General features: G+C 39.5%; 17 protein-coding genes and 1 pseudogene. 7 read left to right on the forward strand and 11 right to left on the reverse strand.

Going from position 1 to position 16,241, the window contains the following annotated elements; all coding sequences use genetic code 11:
- Positions 1–75: 75 nt before the first annotated feature.
- From gap to ABID56_RS09020, 8 genes are all read right to left on the reverse strand, one after another.
- Entirely contained in the window at positions 76–1,083 is a 1,008-nt protein-coding gene (gap, locus tag ABID56_RS08985) for a type I glyceraldehyde-3-phosphate dehydrogenase (protein WP_354220371.1), read from the reverse strand.
- A 23-nt stretch (positions 1,084–1,106) separates the two neighbouring features.
- A complete protein-coding gene (locus ABID56_RS08990; protein ID WP_354220373.1) occupies positions 1,107–2,129 on the reverse strand; it encodes a sugar-binding transcriptional regulator in 1,023 nt (340 codons plus the stop codon).
- A 164-nt stretch (positions 2,130–2,293) separates the two neighbouring features.
- Positions 2,294–2,551 (reverse strand): glutaredoxin family protein, encoded by a 258-nt coding sequence (locus ABID56_RS08995; RefSeq protein ID WP_354220375.1) that lies wholly within the window; start codon positions 2,549–2,551, stop codon positions 2,294–2,296.
- A gap of 7 nt (positions 2,552–2,558) precedes the next feature.
- The gene (locus tag ABID56_RS09000) at positions 2,559–2,807 is read right to left on the reverse strand and encodes an ATP-binding protein (RefSeq protein ID WP_354220409.1); all 249 of its coding nucleotides are present in this window, start codon (positions 2,805–2,807) and stop codon (positions 2,559–2,561) included.
- A 15-nt stretch (positions 2,808–2,822) separates the two neighbouring features.
- Entirely contained in the window at positions 2,823–3,917 is a 1,095-nt protein-coding gene (locus ABID56_RS09005; RefSeq protein WP_354220377.1) for a SpoIIE family protein phosphatase, read from the reverse strand.
- 321 nt (positions 3,918–4,238) lie between these two features.
- Positions 4,239–5,645 carry an alanine/glycine:cation symporter family protein gene (locus ABID56_RS09010; protein WP_354220379.1) on the reverse strand — a complete coding sequence of 469 codons (1,407 nt, stop codon included), beginning with the start codon at positions 5,643–5,645 and terminating at the stop codon, positions 4,239–4,241.
- A gap of 147 nt (positions 5,646–5,792) precedes the next feature.
- Complete coding sequence (locus ABID56_RS09015; protein ID WP_354220381.1) at positions 5,793–6,332, reverse strand: transcription repressor NadR; 540 nt, start codon at positions 6,330–6,332, stop codon at positions 5,793–5,795.
- Positions 6,307–7,431, reverse strand: a complete 1,125-nt coding sequence (locus tag ABID56_RS09020; protein WP_354220411.1) for a cysteine desulfurase family protein — start codon at positions 7,429–7,431, stop codon at positions 6,307–6,309. Before ABID56_RS09020 ends, ABID56_RS09015 begins: the two co-directional genes overlap by 26 nt.
- Before the next feature lie 110 nt (positions 7,432–7,541).
- Between ABID56_RS09020 and nadC the strand changes: the two genes are divergently transcribed.
- Both nadC and nadA read left to right on the forward strand, forming a co-directional pair.
- Positions 7,542–8,390, forward strand: coding sequence for a carboxylating nicotinate-nucleotide diphosphorylase (gene nadC, locus ABID56_RS09025; RefSeq protein WP_354220383.1), 849 nt, complete (start codon positions 7,542–7,544; stop codon positions 8,388–8,390).
- Between the two features lie 2 nt (positions 8,391–8,392).
- Positions 8,393–9,493, forward strand: a complete 1,101-nt coding sequence (gene nadA / locus ABID56_RS09030; RefSeq protein WP_354220385.1) for a quinolinate synthase NadA — start codon at positions 8,393–8,395, stop codon at positions 9,491–9,493.
- A gap of 88 nt (positions 9,494–9,581) precedes the next feature.
- Here the strand turns inward: nadA and ABID56_RS09035 are convergent, their stop codons facing one another.
- Positions 9,582–9,935, reverse strand: a complete 354-nt coding sequence (locus ABID56_RS09035; protein WP_354220387.1) for a DUF2200 domain-containing protein — start codon at positions 9,933–9,935, stop codon at positions 9,582–9,584.
- Positions 9,936–9,988: 53 nt separating this feature from the next.
- Here ABID56_RS09035 and ABID56_RS09040 point away from each other — a divergent pair.
- Both ABID56_RS09040 and ABID56_RS09045 read left to right on the forward strand, forming a co-directional pair.
- Positions 9,989–10,186, forward strand: a pseudogene (locus tag ABID56_RS09040) (IS30 family transposase); the annotation flags it as partial.
- 369 nt (positions 10,187–10,555) lie between these two features.
- Positions 10,556–10,999 (forward strand): hypothetical protein, encoded by a 444-nt coding sequence (locus ABID56_RS09045; protein ID WP_354220389.1) that lies wholly within the window; start codon positions 10,556–10,558, stop codon positions 10,997–10,999.
- 461 nt (positions 11,000–11,460) lie between these two features.
- On the opposite strand, the gene ABID56_RS09050 is transcribed toward ABID56_RS09045, so the two are convergent.
- On the reverse strand, positions 11,461–12,735 hold the full coding sequence (locus tag ABID56_RS09050; RefSeq protein ID WP_354220391.1) for a surface carbohydrate biosynthesis protein: 1,275 nt from the start codon (positions 12,733–12,735) through the stop codon (positions 11,461–11,463).
- Between the two features lie 89 nt (positions 12,736–12,824).
- Positions 12,825–13,511 carry a BMQ_0737 family morphogenetic spore coat protein gene (locus ABID56_RS09055; protein WP_354220393.1) on the reverse strand — a complete coding sequence of 229 codons (687 nt, stop codon included), beginning with the start codon at positions 13,509–13,511 and terminating at the stop codon, positions 12,825–12,827.
- A 264-nt stretch (positions 13,512–13,775) separates the two neighbouring features.
- Between ABID56_RS09055 and ABID56_RS09060 the strand changes: the two genes are divergently transcribed.
- From ABID56_RS09060 to ABID56_RS09070, 3 genes are all read left to right on the forward strand, one after another.
- Positions 13,776–14,813: a hypothetical protein gene (locus ABID56_RS09060; protein WP_354220395.1), complete on the forward strand. Its 1,038-nt coding sequence runs from the start codon at positions 13,776–13,778 to the stop codon at positions 14,811–14,813.
- Positions 14,814–14,820: 7 nt separating this feature from the next.
- On the forward strand, positions 14,821–15,237 hold the full coding sequence (locus tag ABID56_RS09065) for a M67 family metallopeptidase (protein ID WP_354220397.1): 417 nt from the start codon (positions 14,821–14,823) through the stop codon (positions 15,235–15,237).
- 126 nt (positions 15,238–15,363) lie between these two features.
- Entirely contained in the window at positions 15,364–15,981 is a 618-nt protein-coding gene (locus ABID56_RS09070) for a collagen-like protein (RefSeq protein ID WP_354220399.1), read from the forward strand.
- The last annotated feature ends 260 nt before the right edge of the window (positions 15,982–16,241 follow it).

Here is a 16,241-nt window from a genome sequence, read left to right on the forward strand (position 1 = left end):
GGACATATCGAGTCCCTCCTTCTATTTTAGAACAAGTTTTATCATAAAGAAACTCTCATTCGACGTGATTCTTTATTATAGACCTTGCTCTGCCATATAAACCGCTAAATCGACACAACGACTAGAATAGCCTGATTCGTTGTCATACCATGATACAACTTTCACCATGTTGTCTTCCATCACTAATGTTGAGTCGCCATCAACGACAGAAGAATGAGTGTTACCATTGTAATCAGATGATACAAGCTGTAAGTCACTGTAACCTAAGATGCCTTTTAGTTCACCTTCAGCAGCTTCTTTTAATGCATTGTTAACATCTTCAACTGAAACATTTTGTCCAAGTTCAGCTGTTAAGTCAACAAGTGATACGTTTGGTGTCGGAACACGCATAGCCATACCTGTTAATTTGCCATCCACTTCTGGAAGTACTTTACCGACGACTTCAGCTGCACCAGTTGTTGTTGGAATGATGTTATTAGCAGCGGCACGCGCACGACGGTAGTCTTTATGCGGTAAGTCTAGAATTTGTTGGTCGTTCGTGTATGAGTGAACAGTTGTCATAATACCACGGTTAAGACCGAATTTATCACTTAATACTTTCGCAACAGGTGCTAAGCAGTTTGTCGTACATGACGCGTTTGATACGATTGTGTGAGCACTTGGATCATAGTCACTTTCGTTAACACCCATTAACAATGTCTTGTCTTCTTGCTTACCAGGTGCTGAAATAATAACTTTCTTCGCGCCTGCGTCGATGTGTTTTTGTGAATCGTCACGTTTTGTGAATAAACCAGTTGATTCAATCACGATTTCAACGCCTAAGTCGCCCCAACCTAAGTTTGCTGGGTCACGTTCTGACATTACTTTGATTTCTTTACCATCTACAACTAAATTGTCACCTTTAGCTTGAACATCCTCAGGTAACGTACCATGAACCGAGTCGTACTTAAGTAAATGTGCGAGCATATTCGCATCTGTTAAGTCGTTAATTGCCACTACTTCTACATCGTCATTGTTAAGCGCTGCGCGAAATACGCGGCGTCCAATTCTTCCAAAACCGTTAATCCCTAATTTTACTGTCATAAAAAATGCCTCCCATTTTTAAATTAGTATTCTTGAAGTAAATGATGGGCAATCGCCTCATCAATTACTAAGACATCACTTTCGCCCCATTTCAAATAAGCTGAAATGGCATCGCGTTTCGAAGCGCCACCAGCCACCGTAATGATTTGGCTACGCTCCTTTAAGTTATCAATTGCTAGGCCAATAGAATTCGCTCTGTGTACAGTCTTCCCGTTTTTGTCGAAGTAATAACCAAAAGATTCTCCGACCGCTTCATCATCGACAATTTTCTTCATTGTGTCATCTGATGCTCGACGTCGCCTAGCCATCGTCTGTGCGTCACCGATACCATGAATCACGATATCCGCCCGGTTCATCAACTGTAATACGTCTAATATCGTCGGTTCTTGTTGCATTTTGGCGTGCAATTCCTCACCAATCGAATCAGGAACATACAACAAACGATAGTCGCCATTAGCACGAGTAGCCATTTGAACACAAATTGAATTGGCTTGATATTCGTGTTGATCGCCCAAACCGCCACGCGCTGGCACAAATGTAGGTTTAACACCGTCAACTGGTTGCATATAATCAGCGACTTTAGCCATCGTTGACCCACCAGTTACAGTAACGACTGGATCCTCCTGATAAAATGATGTCATAATCTTTGCTGCTTCTTTCCCGAGAAGTGTTTTAACATCATCTGGCGATTCATCTCCGTCGCCTGGAACGACTTTCACATGACTAACTGGCAGACGCTCCATTAATTGTTGCTCGATAAAATGCAAGTCAGACCCTTCTTTTAAGACATGATGGTACGCTTTAAGGACATCTGATCCGTCACGCGTCACGTACATCCCTTTAGATGTAACAGAAATTAACTGTTGCTCATCGAGAAATTCAATTTCACTACGCATTTGCCTTTCCGTTTTATTCAATCTCTCAGCCAATGTACGCCTGCCTACAGGTTGTGTTTTCGCAATCATACTTAACACGTGATAGCGCGCATCCATTTTTTCTAATAGATCGGGAACTAACTTTTGTTGTACATCAAAAATTCGGCGCACTTTATCACCTTCTCTAGACATCATCCTTAATTTGCAATATTTCAAATCAAGTGATTATACTTCCCTGGACACCCATCGACCTTGAGTGAGTCATTTTTCGTCCCACTAAGTGCAAAAAAATATCCTACATTTATAGTAGCAGAACCCCTCACCATTTTCAAACATTATGTGAGGTGTTCTTGCAAAAACTGCTCTAATGTAACAAAAGAGATTGCTTCAGCCGACAATTCACGATTTCCGATACGAACAACTGGAATCAACATGAAATAATCCTCAAGTAATCGTTCGTCTTGATAAATGTTTTGTTCAACAATCGAAAACTGATAATCCATCTGCAAAATTTGCAGCAACTGTTTCACGTCTTCGCACAATTTACAGTTTTGTTTCGTATAAAAATAAACAATGCCATCTTGGCGGCCCATCTTATGATCACTCCCTATCCGTCTCATGTGACTGCCACTTGCGCATTAACAATTCATTACCCGTCCTAGAAAATGCAATGTCGTCCATGATTTGATCAATCAATAGCAACCCACGTCCGTGATCAAATTGTTCTTCGATCGGTAATTTAGAAACCTCATACAACTCATTTAGACGTTTGTCTACATCAAAGCCTTGCCCTTCATCCCGAACACGAAACACAATCGACCGTTTTAAAAATGAAATTACAATATGAATGGATTTGGAATAAAATTATAGTTTGATCGATACGACGGATATATCATCTGCTTGTTCCATATCAGCAAACAGTTCTTCTGATAAATGATTCGACACAAGCTTCGAAATCCCTTCTCGATACACATAACGCTCAAACTGTTTCGGTGTCATACCGAGAGAATCATATAACCCATCAGTGTATAAAATAATACGGTCACCCTTTTCGTAATGAACGATTTCATTACTAATTTTATGATGCGCATTAATCCCAATTGGAATCGATGTTTGGGTGAGTAACTGTTGGGTTTGACCGAAAATCAAGCCCGACGGATGACCACAATTAAAATATTGAATCGTCTGCTCATTCGTATCAATTAATAAGTAAATACCAGTGCTAAAGTACAGCTTCGGAAACGAATCCATACCATATAATTTACAAAAATGTTCATTAAGTTCATCAAACACAGTGTTTGGATACGATACCCGGGTGATAATCCCCCGCAATAATGAGCGAAGAGACATACTGATTAACCCTGACGAAACACCATGCCCCATCACATCTAATAACATAACACCATATCGATGATCGTCTATTTGATACCACGCGTACATGTCTCCTGATAAATGATCTGACGGCATAAGCAAGCCCTCAATCGAAATATGATCGTCATCAATTGGCGGGAGTAGAACGTTTTGTTGAAGATTTTCCGCCAGCTCCAAATCACTTTTCTGACTCAGTTCCAGCTGTTTTCGGGACGTAATATTACGGTGTGCGATGACCGCTCCATCTACCTCGCCTAATTCATCATCTTCAGATAAAGGCGTTACCACCATATCAAACCACCGTCTTTCATCGATTGCATGACACGGATATTCATAATGAAATTCTGTTTCTTCGCCGTTAAGCACGTTTAATATACCTTCGTATGATGCCTCATCTGTAAAATTTAAATAGTTGATGCCGACGCCGCATTTCGCTAAATCACCGCCATTATCTAAACAAAAAGCATTCCATCTACTATTCGTCGTCAAAATCGTTCCATTCGCATCTATAATTGCAATTTGATCCTCTAACGCATTAAAAGCTGATTCATACAACATTGCTCGGCCTATTATTTTACGATGTTCCATATGGATATCCTCCGTTTACTAATCCATCAATGACGTATGAGCTTCATTCAAAAGTAACCTATAACATTAGTTTTTCTAAGATGAACGACACCTAACCAAACTATTTTCACATTATTCATAACTAAATCACGCAATTGAGAGACTATTCGTGTAGACTTTTAATTATATCAAATATTAAATTTAAATTATAGGTCTTTAGTTCAGTTGTTTTTTTCAATATGATAAACATTAACCATTTCCCTGAAATATTTCAGTTCAAACATAAATATCCGAAAGCACCTTAACATCAGATGCTTTCGGATATACAATACGCCATAAATGTTAGGACTTATCTTGCTCGCCCCACCATTCAACATTTTTCAATCCATGCTGACTAGCTTGGAATTCTGGGTCGTATCCTGCTTTACGTTGCTGCACATAATCAGCTAACACACGGAAAGCAATGCGACTGAGTAATAGTATAGCAATTAAGTTGACTGTTGCCATCATCGCCATAAATAAGTCAGCCAAATTCCAAACAATATCAATGGAAGCTAGCGAACCGAACATAACCATAAATAGCACGACAAAGCGATAAACGTTACGCCATAATTTACTATATTTTAAGAAATCAATATTTGATTCACCATAATAATAGTTACCAATTAATGAACTGAACGCGAATAAGAAGATCGTCACAGCTAAGAAAATAACAGCCCAATCCCCAATTTGCGCACTTAAAGCAGTCTGGGTTAACTGAATGCCGTCTTCTGTATGACTCGCAAAGTCACTGTATAACAAAATCACAAACGCAGTTAGTGAACAGACAACGATCGTATCAAAAAAGACAGCTAATGATTGAACGAGTCCCTGCTTCGCTGGGTGACTTACACCTGCTGTCGCTGCAGCGTTGGGCGCACTACCCATACCAGCTTCGTTTGAGAATAAACCACGTTTAATCCCGTTCATCAGTGCAGCACCTGCACCACCACCAACAGCCTGTTCCAAGCCGAATGCATGCGACACAATCATCATGAAAATACGTGGTACTTCAGACAAGTTCATAAACACAACGACTAGTGAGACCGCAACATATATGACTGCCATAATTGGTACAATCGTTCCTGATACGACCGCAATTCGTTTAATACCACCGAAAATAATAATACCGGCTAAAACAACGAGTACAATACCTGTGACTAGCGGATCAATATCAAATGCCTTCTCAACAGCACCTGAAATCGTATTCGCTTGCACCGCGTTAAACACTAATCCGAATGTAATCGTAATTAATACTGCAAATAATACAGCCATCCACCGTTGGCCGAGCGCTTTTTCGATATAATACGCTGGACCACCACGAAATCCGTTTTCATCCGGCACTTTATACACTTGCGCAAGCGTACTTTCGATAAACGCTGTCGCCATTCCGATCAGCGCAATCACCCACATCCAAAAGACAGCACCTGGACCACCTACCGCGACGGCTAAAGCCACACCCGCTAAGTTACCTGTACCAACGCGTGATGCAATACTAATACTAAATGCTTGAAAGGCATTCGTCCCGCGCTTACCACTTTGCTCAACCGCTTCTTCGCGAATGACTTTGAACATTTCCGGAAACAAACGGAATTGAACAAAACGACTGTACAATGTAAAAAATAGTCCTGCAAAAATTAATAAATATACTAATAAATAGTCCCAAAATATTTTGTTACCTTCACCTATTAATGTACTGAGAAAATCCATTTTCACCTCTCCTTTCTAAATAGTTGTCATCTATTTTATCAAGTTTTCTTCGACAAATGAATTGTTTTTATACTATTTTTTTAGTAAACCGATCACATTTTGTTCCGTTAATCTTCTATAAAAAACAGCGTTCAGCTGAGTTTTTAATCATCCATCATTCACTAATAAACCTCGCTCTTTTAAAGCGTGTTCCGCTTCATCGAGAAGTGACTCATCATGGGCTGCAATCGTATGCAAATGAACGCCACCTGTTAGCTCTGACAACAAAGCCGCTTCTGATGACTGAACTTGTTCGATAAAACGTCTGACATCCACACGGTTAGAAATATGTAAAACGGCTTTAAATTCACCGTAGATTGGGTGATCAACAATGACATCTTTCACATACACCCCGTGGTCGACTAAAATCGTTAGCTCGTCTTCAGTCTCAGCACGGTTATGGCGACAAGCAATCGTTCGTTCAAATCGATGGGTTTCAGCCTGATCCCGCATGTAGACATAACCTTGACTCGTCGACATGATCGGTTCATTTTGCGCTTTTAACAACGCGATATCGCCGACGATCACTTGCCGGCTAACATGATAGGCTTCAGACAGAGCTTTGCCAGTTTCGGGTTCTTGCTGTTGTTTTAATTGATTTAAAATATGTCGTCTTCGTTCCTCACTGGACAGTCGTTGGTTGGCCATCGGAATTCACCTCATCTAAAACATTCAATTCTATTAACTCATTTAAACATGCAGCAAGCTTTTTTACATCATCATGTGTCGTATAGCGACCAAACGACACACGAAAAAATTGCCTTGCCGTTTCATCATCCATTTGTAACGCTCGCGTCACATGAGCATGTTGCTCGTAACGACTATCACAAGCACTGCCCGTTGAAATGGCGATGTTTTGCCGATTACATTCTAACATAACATATTGGCCGTCCATATGATGAATCGCCATCCCAACAATGCTAGGAAGTTGTTCTTGGTCCCCTGCTTCAAACCAACGAACATAGTCTGGGTACATCAATTCACGCTTAAATGTCTGTCTTAAGGATTGAAAACGAGCTTCTTCTTGCTCTATGTTAGTCACCGCTTCTTCACTCGCTGCCGTAAATGCCACAACACTCGGTAAATCAATCGTATTAGTCGTCAAAGCCGTTTTGGGTTTGTCTCTTAAATAGAGCGCTCCAACCCCTTTAGGGCCGTATAGTTTATGGCTAGTCACCGCTAAGCTATCAACATCGTTCGCCATTTTAGACAAATCAAGCTTTCCAAAACTTTGCACCGCATCGACATGCAATTTAGCGTGGTAACGACGGCAAAGGTCCGCCACATCATGAATCGGTTGAATCGACCCCATTTCGCCATTTACATGTTGCACACAGACGAGCGCCGTATCTTCACTTATTGCGTCATTCAGTTTTTCCAAATCGATCCTGCCATCTGGACGAAATGGTATGATACTCACGCGAAAACCTTCATGCTCTAACGATGCTCTCATGGTTTGTACCGAATTATGTTCACCTGCTGACATAATAACGTGCTGTCCGTCTTCACGTGACATCCAATGGCTAACCGCTAATTGATTACTAGCTGAACCTCCACTCGTAAAATAAATATGGTCACCGTCCGCCCCCACATAATGGCCGATTTGCTGACGGCACCACTCATAAACTTGCGCTGCTTCTGTACCGGCATCATGCAAGCTATTCGTATTGCCAAAATACGTTCTCGCAGCATCACCATACGCATTTAACGCCACATCACTCATCGGTGTCGTTGCCGCATAATCCATATAAATCACACACTCATCCCCTTTTTAAAAATCACCTTGCTATTTATTAAATAATATGTAAATATAGGTGTCAAGACACATGTAAATTTACCAAGAGGGAGAGGTATGGTGTGAACGAGGTTAAATTAAAACAATTGCTACAAGAATTTTTCATAGAAGATATCGGTGATGGAGATATCACGAGCGACTCGATATTCACACGTGGCGAAACAGGCACATTGACGATTCATGCAAAAGAAACGGGGATTTTTTGCGGAGCTTCCATTATTCGTGCTGGCTATGAATTACTGGATTCGAACATTGACGTCAAGCAGTACATATCAGATGGAGAATCATTGCCTGTCAACCAACCGATTGCTGACGTATCGGGCCCTATTTCGACGCTATTACAAGGTGAGCGTGTCATCCTTAACCTCATTCAACGATTATCAGGCATTGCAACGACGACACAACAAGCCGTACGACAGTTGAATGATCCAGCAATCAAAATTACGGATACACGAAAAACAACGCCAGGGCTTCGCATGCTCGAAAAATACGCGGTTAGAGCAGGCGGTGGCTTCAACCATCGACGGCGCCTCGATGACGCTGTGTTAATTAAAGATAATCACATCGCTTTTGCTGGGTCAGTTAAAGAAGCTATTCAGCGTGCCCGCAACCAGGCCGGCCATACCGTCACGATTGAAGTTGAAGTGGAATCGAAAGATCAATTGCTCGAAGCGGTGGAAGCCAACGTTGATGTGATTATGCTTGATAATACTGATTTATACCACTTAGTGAACTGGCTAGACCTCATTCCAGACTCGATTACAGTTGAATTATCTGGTGGCATCACTTTAGACAATTTATCGCTTTTTCGAGGGTTAACTATCGACGCGATATCGATGGGGTGTCTCACGCATCATGTTGAGGCAGTCGACATTAGTGCCCACCACAAAGTCTCAAAGGAGCGTGTATAACAATGTCTATTTTACAACAATTAAAACAATCCGTATCACAAATTCCTGAAGGCTATAAAGAAATGTCAGATGAAGCTTTAAAACAGCTTATTCAAAACGCCAAAACAGAATTAGGGAACGACTTATTCATCCCAGGACACCATTATCAAAAAGATGACGTTATTGCCTTCGCCGACGCGCGGGGAGACTCACTGGAATTAGCTCGAAAGTCAGCCGAAACACCCGCTAAGCACATCGTGTTTTGCGGCGTACACTTCATGGCGGAAACGGCTGATATATTAACAGACGACGATCAAAACGTGTACTTACCTGATATGCGCGCCGGTTGTTCCATGGCCGATATGGCGAATATCGACCAAACGGAAATCGCGTGGGATCGATTAACCGATATGCTTGGCGATACGATATTGCCGATGACCTATGTTAATTCAACGGCAGCCATTAAAGCGTTTGTCGGTAAACACGGCGGTGCCACAACGACATCATCTAACTGCGAAAGCATGATGACGTGGGCACTCACGCAAAAAGAGCGGATTATGTTTTTGCCTGACCAACACCTTGGCCGCAACACAGCTTATAATCTAGGCATTCCATTAGAGCAGATGGCGGTATGGGACCCGATTTTAGAAACGTTAATTTTTGAAGGGGATCTCGACGATATCAAAGTGATTTTATGGAAAGGGCACTGTTCCGTCCACGAAAACTTTACCGTTCACAATGTCGAATCAGTGCGCGCTGAACACCCAGACATGACGATCATAGTTCACCCCGAATGTAAACGCGAAGTCGTCGCCTTATCTGATGATGCCGGCTCGACACGCCATATCATTCAAACAATTGAAAACGCACCAGCTGGCAGTGCGTGGGCCATTGGAACGGAAATGAACCTCGTCAAACGTCTGATTGATGAAAATCCAGACAAACACATTATCTCATTAAACCCACATATGTGCCCGTGCTTGACGATGAACCGAATTGACTTACCACACTTAGCATGGTGTTTGGATTCGTTGAGACAAGGGGAACCGATCAACCCGATCACAGTTGATGAAACGACGAGTGAACAGGCGACGATGGCTTTAGAGCGGATGTTGAAGCGGTAATATAAAAAAGGTTCAAATACGAAGTGGCCGTATTTGAACCTTTTACTATCTCGGTATTCCACTGCTCCTGTATTAACTATTGAAGATTTTAAGCCTGTCTTAAAATCTTCTCTATGGCTTTTCCTTTAGCTAATTCATCAATTAACTTATCCAAGTAACGAATTTCTTGCATAGTGGGTTCATCTATTTCTTCTACACGCATGCCATAAATGACGCCTTTAATCAAATGTCTCGAGGTATTCATTTCAGGTGCATCCGCAATAAAGGTTTCAAAATTTGTTTCTTTTTCCAACTGTTCATCAATCTCTTCTTGAGTGTACCCTGTTAACCAACGGATAATTTCATCGACTTCTGATTTAGTTCGTCCTTTTCTCTCTGCTTTTTTGACATAGTGAGGATAAACGTTAGCAAAACTCATCGTATAAATTTTATGTTTAGCCATAAAATCTTCTCCTTTGTCTGTCTATTTATACTTTAACTCAAATTGACCACATGCTGAATGAGCATTCCAATGGCTTACTACGAAAGAATGGGTTGCCTAAAGAAACGGATTTCAACACCGTATCGCAACATCAAATAGCTGATGTTGTTCAGAGAAGAAACAACATACCAAGAAAATCTTTGAATTATAGAACGCCCATTGAGTGTTTCATGGCTCACGTCGATGACAGTATGTTGTCTCGCTTAATTTGACAAATGAATCCTTCAAAAACACGACTTCCCCTCCTTGTTTCAAATCCAGTGTTCTTAATAATTTTTCATAGTGTCACTAATTATATATATTAAAAATAGTTATGCTGGTTAAAGTCGCAGGTCTACTCTCACAACCCATTTTAAAAGCTGTATTTATGACTCATACAACCGAAAATCTATTAAACAGACATAACATTTCAATACCCTTTGATTCAGTAACACCTATCAAAATTGAATAATCGATTAGTCAATTTTGATTGAAATCATTGGTGAACACATCTTGATTAACACACACATGTCACGAATTCCTGACTTAACAATAAGATATTAGTAAGAAGTGCGTATTAATAAGAAAAGGAGTCATGAATTATGGAAGAAAAGAATTATGAAGAAGAACTTACACATACAGAGCAAGAAGATGAACGCAATTCACAATCCATCAATAGTCTGAAGCACGATGTTGAGTCGCTTAAAGAACAAGTCGAGGAAATGCACATCGAAAAACTACTTACCAAAATGCACCATATGATGGAACGAATTGACGATCAACTTCAGAACTTAGAAGAGGAAATTATTTTACAGAAAGCAAATGATCAACAATCAGAGGAAACTGCGAATACAACGCAAAGTCAACCTAAACCACGGATGTCTGAGTACAAAATGTTACAAAACATGTTGCAATCCTCTCGTTCTACAGGAACACTCACCAATCAAAGAAACAGCAACTTAACAAGAAATCACGCAAATAACGGACACCCCTCAGTCCCCAATATGCTTAATAAAAATATCATGACTCGCAAATCGACAAAATAACGCCCTATTATTATAGACTACTTAACAGTCCCAAACGCTTCCCCATTCTCCATATTCACTCCACTAACTAGATAAACGGTAAGGAAGATCAACTAAATCAATTCTTATAAAATCACCTATTCTCATAGATTGACTCTAGTTGCCCAAACGTTATTCATATTTTCGCTTATCCTATAGTATTCAGAAAGGAGATGATGTTTTGAAAGCGCGGGACCTAAGCAAGAACTCAAATAACGGAACATCTTCAAATGAAAAGAAGCTTATAACACTCGAATCACCACCTGATCAGCAGAATAGAATCACGTTTGGAGGTTGCGGTTGCGGTAAAAACAAAGGCTAAATTACACCTTGCAAATCTAGAATGGACTACATCAAATTAAAAACTATTATCTAAAGAAAAAATGTCATAATGACTCAGTTACTTTGAGTCGTTATGACATTTAACTAATGAATAGCTTATGCTAAACATTGCTTCCACTAATTCTAAATACATTATTTGCGATCGGCACAATGTTTACAGGTTTGTTATCCCCTTCGATTGCAGCTAATTGTTTAAATAAGCTTTTAATTTCTGATTCCATTAATGAAAATCGTCGCTTTTTTTCTTTTTTACTTTTTTTAAGAAGTAAGTGTTGATCGAGCGACTGGTGCTGTTGACTTTTATTCGCATATATTTCAGGGAGAGCCTCTATTAATTTTAAGATAGATTCATAAGCATACGTTTTATTGGACCACTCGCAATGATATAGCATGACATCTGAACTTAGGTCGTTCTTCAATTGGACAGACTCACCACGATTCGATTTAAACACATCATGAATGATGCCATGTACGTCATCTACTCGAGATGCCTTTACACCTACTTGATCAGGTAAGCTTTGACTCTGTTTTGATGAGATTGCTGGGACATATGAGATAACATTTTGACCAAGTAAGTAGGCTTCAAAACCTGATGTACAACCGTTGTGTATCACCATTTTAGCTGCTAATAACCACTTCGTAATATTCCCTTCATGAATCACATGGACATTACGGTATCCTGACAACTCTTGCAAATATGACTTGATATTTTCACCCGGGTGCGGCCGAATCACAAAATTGATATTGGGAAATCGTTCGCATGTTTGTTTAACCAACTCGATAAAGCGATCATATAATTGTTTAATATCTTTAAAATGCGGATGGTCTTTTTTACCTTTAGCCGTATTGTAGCGTGCAAATCGTGTATTGATTAAAACAAACTCACCAAACTGTCTTCTAATTTGCTCAGCTTCTGCTTGGTAAATGGCCCTGAATTTAGGCTTTAATAAGTCAAGTCTTGGGTTACCCGTAACATGACACCTGTCCTTCAAATCAGGGTATGCACTTGTTATGACATCCATTTGGGATTGTCCCCAACAATATTCTTGCGTGACTAATGCCAGCATATCTCGCTTCATTCGGTCTTGCAAATACTTATGATCATTAAAAATAAACCCTTCTTCATCCAATTCAACAATCTTATGACCATGACTCATCGCATCTGCAATGACCCTTTTTCTAACACCGCGTGAGTAACCCTTTGAAAAGAAAATACCTTGTGGTAATTGATGAGACGCTTTTTGTACCATATAGTGATCGCCAATCACAACTTCATAGCCTTTCTTAGCGGCATAATAAGCTAACAATAGTTTGGCATCTGACTCTCGTACTTTGATTTCAATCGGTAAGTATAACCAATTTTTAATTTTGCTCAACGTTATACAACCTCTTTTCTACAACCATTCAGCCATTAACAGAAATAAAAGAGAGGAATGAGGGCCTCTCTTTATTCCTAAATTACCTTTTACCCCTCATCTCCATTGTTTCCGTTCCCATTAGGAAATACTACAGGACATTGTGGTGGAATTGTTGGTGATGGGCAAGGAGGGAAAGGAAGAATATCTCTTGGTTGACAGAAGTCAGCTACAATTTCTAGCGTTACATCAAATGTCGATTGAATGCTCTGACAAAGGCGAACTGATACCGTAACATCTAGTTCATCGACCTCAGTTGTTGTCCCTGTGTCACATGTTGCTGAACACACAAAGCAGTCTAAATCCGTATAAGTGACATCAATGTCTGTACCAGTCGGCGCACATAGAATAACTTGCTCACAGCGCGTGAATTCCGCTGAACCAACTTCTACTGTTGCTCCTCCAAGTCCTGGAACTAAATCTACGAAAATAAATACATCAAAATTTTTACGGATATTCACAAGTTGTAATGTGACCTCTGCTCCATCAACCACAAATTCCTGATCTACTCTATCCAATACGACAATCGGATCTACTTCAGCGGGTGCAACCGTACATGTAACGTTATCAAGATCAACATCGTCACATTCCAATTGTTCACCAGTCATAGGGTTTAATGGTAAATCTAAGTCACTTAAATTAAGGTCGAAATTTGCTTCATTTAAGATCCAGTCATACACCTTCTCTGTATTAATACACAGAAGCTCCTGTCCCCCAGTTAAATTTTCGGCTTGCATATTACTTACACCTCCAAATATTTGATTTCACTTCTAACTTATGTCCCCACAGATATGCGCGTTAATGAAATAGCGGAGTTAAAAGGATATTAAAGAAGTTGGTTGAATATAATACACAAATGGTAATGCACTATAAAACTATCTACTTTAGTTTAGCGTTTACACAACTCCTACACCATCTTAAATTTCATAATAAGTTAAACCTTTTCACGAATCTGGGTTTTAACAATAGTATATTAATGTGTAATCAAAGGATGACTCAGTGTGCAACAGTACAAATTATATGACGCTAAAGAAATTGAACGCTTAAAACGCGAGTTACAAATATACAAACAATCATTAGAAGCTACAAACTCCCATAATCCATTAGATCATTTTGTTAGATTACAACGTGATTTACATGACCTGAAGGTTGAATTTTCGATGTTTAAAGGAGAAGTGAAGAATATGAAGGAACATTTTAAAGATAAAACGGAAGAATTTGAAGAGCAAAATAAAAATAACTCTTCACAAATTCAAACCGTGAGCGAATCCTTGAATCAGATAAAACAAAACGTGACTACCAATAGTCAAGACGATTATAAGACACAAGTAACTGATTTGCTGAATAAAATGGAACTGGTTATTAACAGAACAGAAGAAAATATGACCACACTAAAAGAACACACGAATACAACAAAAGAAAGACCATTAAAAACAGCAAATTATAAAAATGAAAGAGGTTCAAAAACAGCTCCTCGACAAATCTCAGAATACAGGAAGCTACACAATATGTTGCAATCGCATAATCAAGTAACACAACAAAATCCTAATTACTCATCTTCTTATAATCAAAGGTTAATGCAAAGTAAACCTTTGAATAAACATGGAAGAGCAATTAACACAAGTAATCAGAACAAAACCGCTAAATATAACAATCTTGAGTTTAATAAGAATATTATTACTCGCGTATCAAAGCCTGAAAATAATATTATGAAAACAGAATCTTTAACAGAGCATAAAAACAATGGACATTCTCAGGTAAAAGACAGCCTTTCACAAGACAATAGAATAAATAATCGTGAACCAAAACAAGACAGGGACATAGAGCATTCTCACGAGAAAGTCACCCCAACCAATCAACAAAACAATAAAATGCCAATGATAGATGATTCATATCATGAAGCGAGCGATGAGAATAATAAAATGATGCAAGACACCAAAAGTGATTGTAATGACGAACCAAAGTCACGACTTAGGAGAAAAAATAATAAAAAGAATCTCAGCTCACTTTGGGCATTTTTTATTGAAAAACTACGGTGATCAAGTTATGAATCAAATCCAATTGATTATGCCACAATTAATTTACAGTAAGATAATTGAACATTGTAGAGATAGCCTACCTAACGAGTCATGTGGCCTATTAACTGGAAACGATAACCATGTTAACAGGTTTTGGCCATTAGATAATGAGTTAAAATCTACAAAACTCTACTTTGTGAGTAAACGTTCATTAGAAAAAGTATTGACAAAAATAAATCAAACGGGTGAACAGGTACTAGCAATCTACCATACACACCCTACCACAGCCCCTGTTCCTTCTTATTATGATTTGCAGAACCATCCTGACGAAACCGTTCAAATGATGATTATCTCTTTCAAAACTGAGCCTCCCAAAAGTAAAATTTACACCATTAAGAATCGTCTTCATTCGGAAGGCTTAATTATACTCAAATTTAAGAAATAGTATTTATAAACGAGCCCCAATATGTGATCACCTTCTTAATCTCTAGATTGATGTAATCTATCAAACGTCCAATCAATTATATTCTTCTGTACATACACTAAATTAATGATATGGAGGTGATCAATTTTGGCTGTTAAAATCACCAGCTCAAAGAAATCTTCTTTAGGATGCTGTCCTGCATATAAAATCCCAAAAGAAAAAGATAAAAAATGTAAATGCCCACCAGGACCACGTGGACCAGCTGGCCCAGAAGGACCACCAGGACCACAAGGGGCGACTGGACCTGAGGGGCCTGCGGGACCTGCAGGGCCAGCAGGAGGCTTATTATCATTCGCTGACTTTTATGCTTTGATGCCACCTGATAATGCAGCAACTGTAGCCCCTGGTACTGACGTAAGTTTCCCCCAAGATGGCCCAACAAGTGGGACCGATATTCTTCGTGTCAACGATACGACGTTTAACTTAGCTGAAACAGGAATCTACCAAGTGCTCTTCCAAGCGAGTATCGCAGAAGCCGGACAATTAATACTGACACTTAACGGAGCTGATTTAGAATATACAGTTGTTGGGCGTGCAACAGGGACGTCTCAAATTGTAGGTATGGCACTAGTAGAAACTTCTGTCATTGACTCGTTATTAACAGTACGAAATCCTGCTGGGAATGCAACAGCGCTAACTCTTACACCTTTAGCAGGAGGAACACGACCAGTGTCAGCACACTTAGTTATTACAAGGTATCAGTAATAATATTACGAAACCGCTAGACTATTATTTAAGTCAGGATTAAAATCACTACTACTGCTTCATACACTTAGATCGTTATTCGTACATTCATGTTAATGGTTCCTACTATATTGGAGAAATATTTTTAGTAAAAACCATAAATTAACCCGAACTCCCTATCACGGGTGTGTAATGCAAAATAAAAGTACAGAAGTTTGCAACTAGAAAGTACACAACACTGCAATCAAAAAAAAGACTTGCCAGCCCAATCAAATACCACT

The sequence above is a fragment of the Alkalibacillus flavidus genome, from assembly GCF_040545925.1.
GTDB lineage: Bacteria > Bacillota > Bacilli > Bacillales > Alkalibacillaceae > Alkalibacillus > Alkalibacillus flavidus.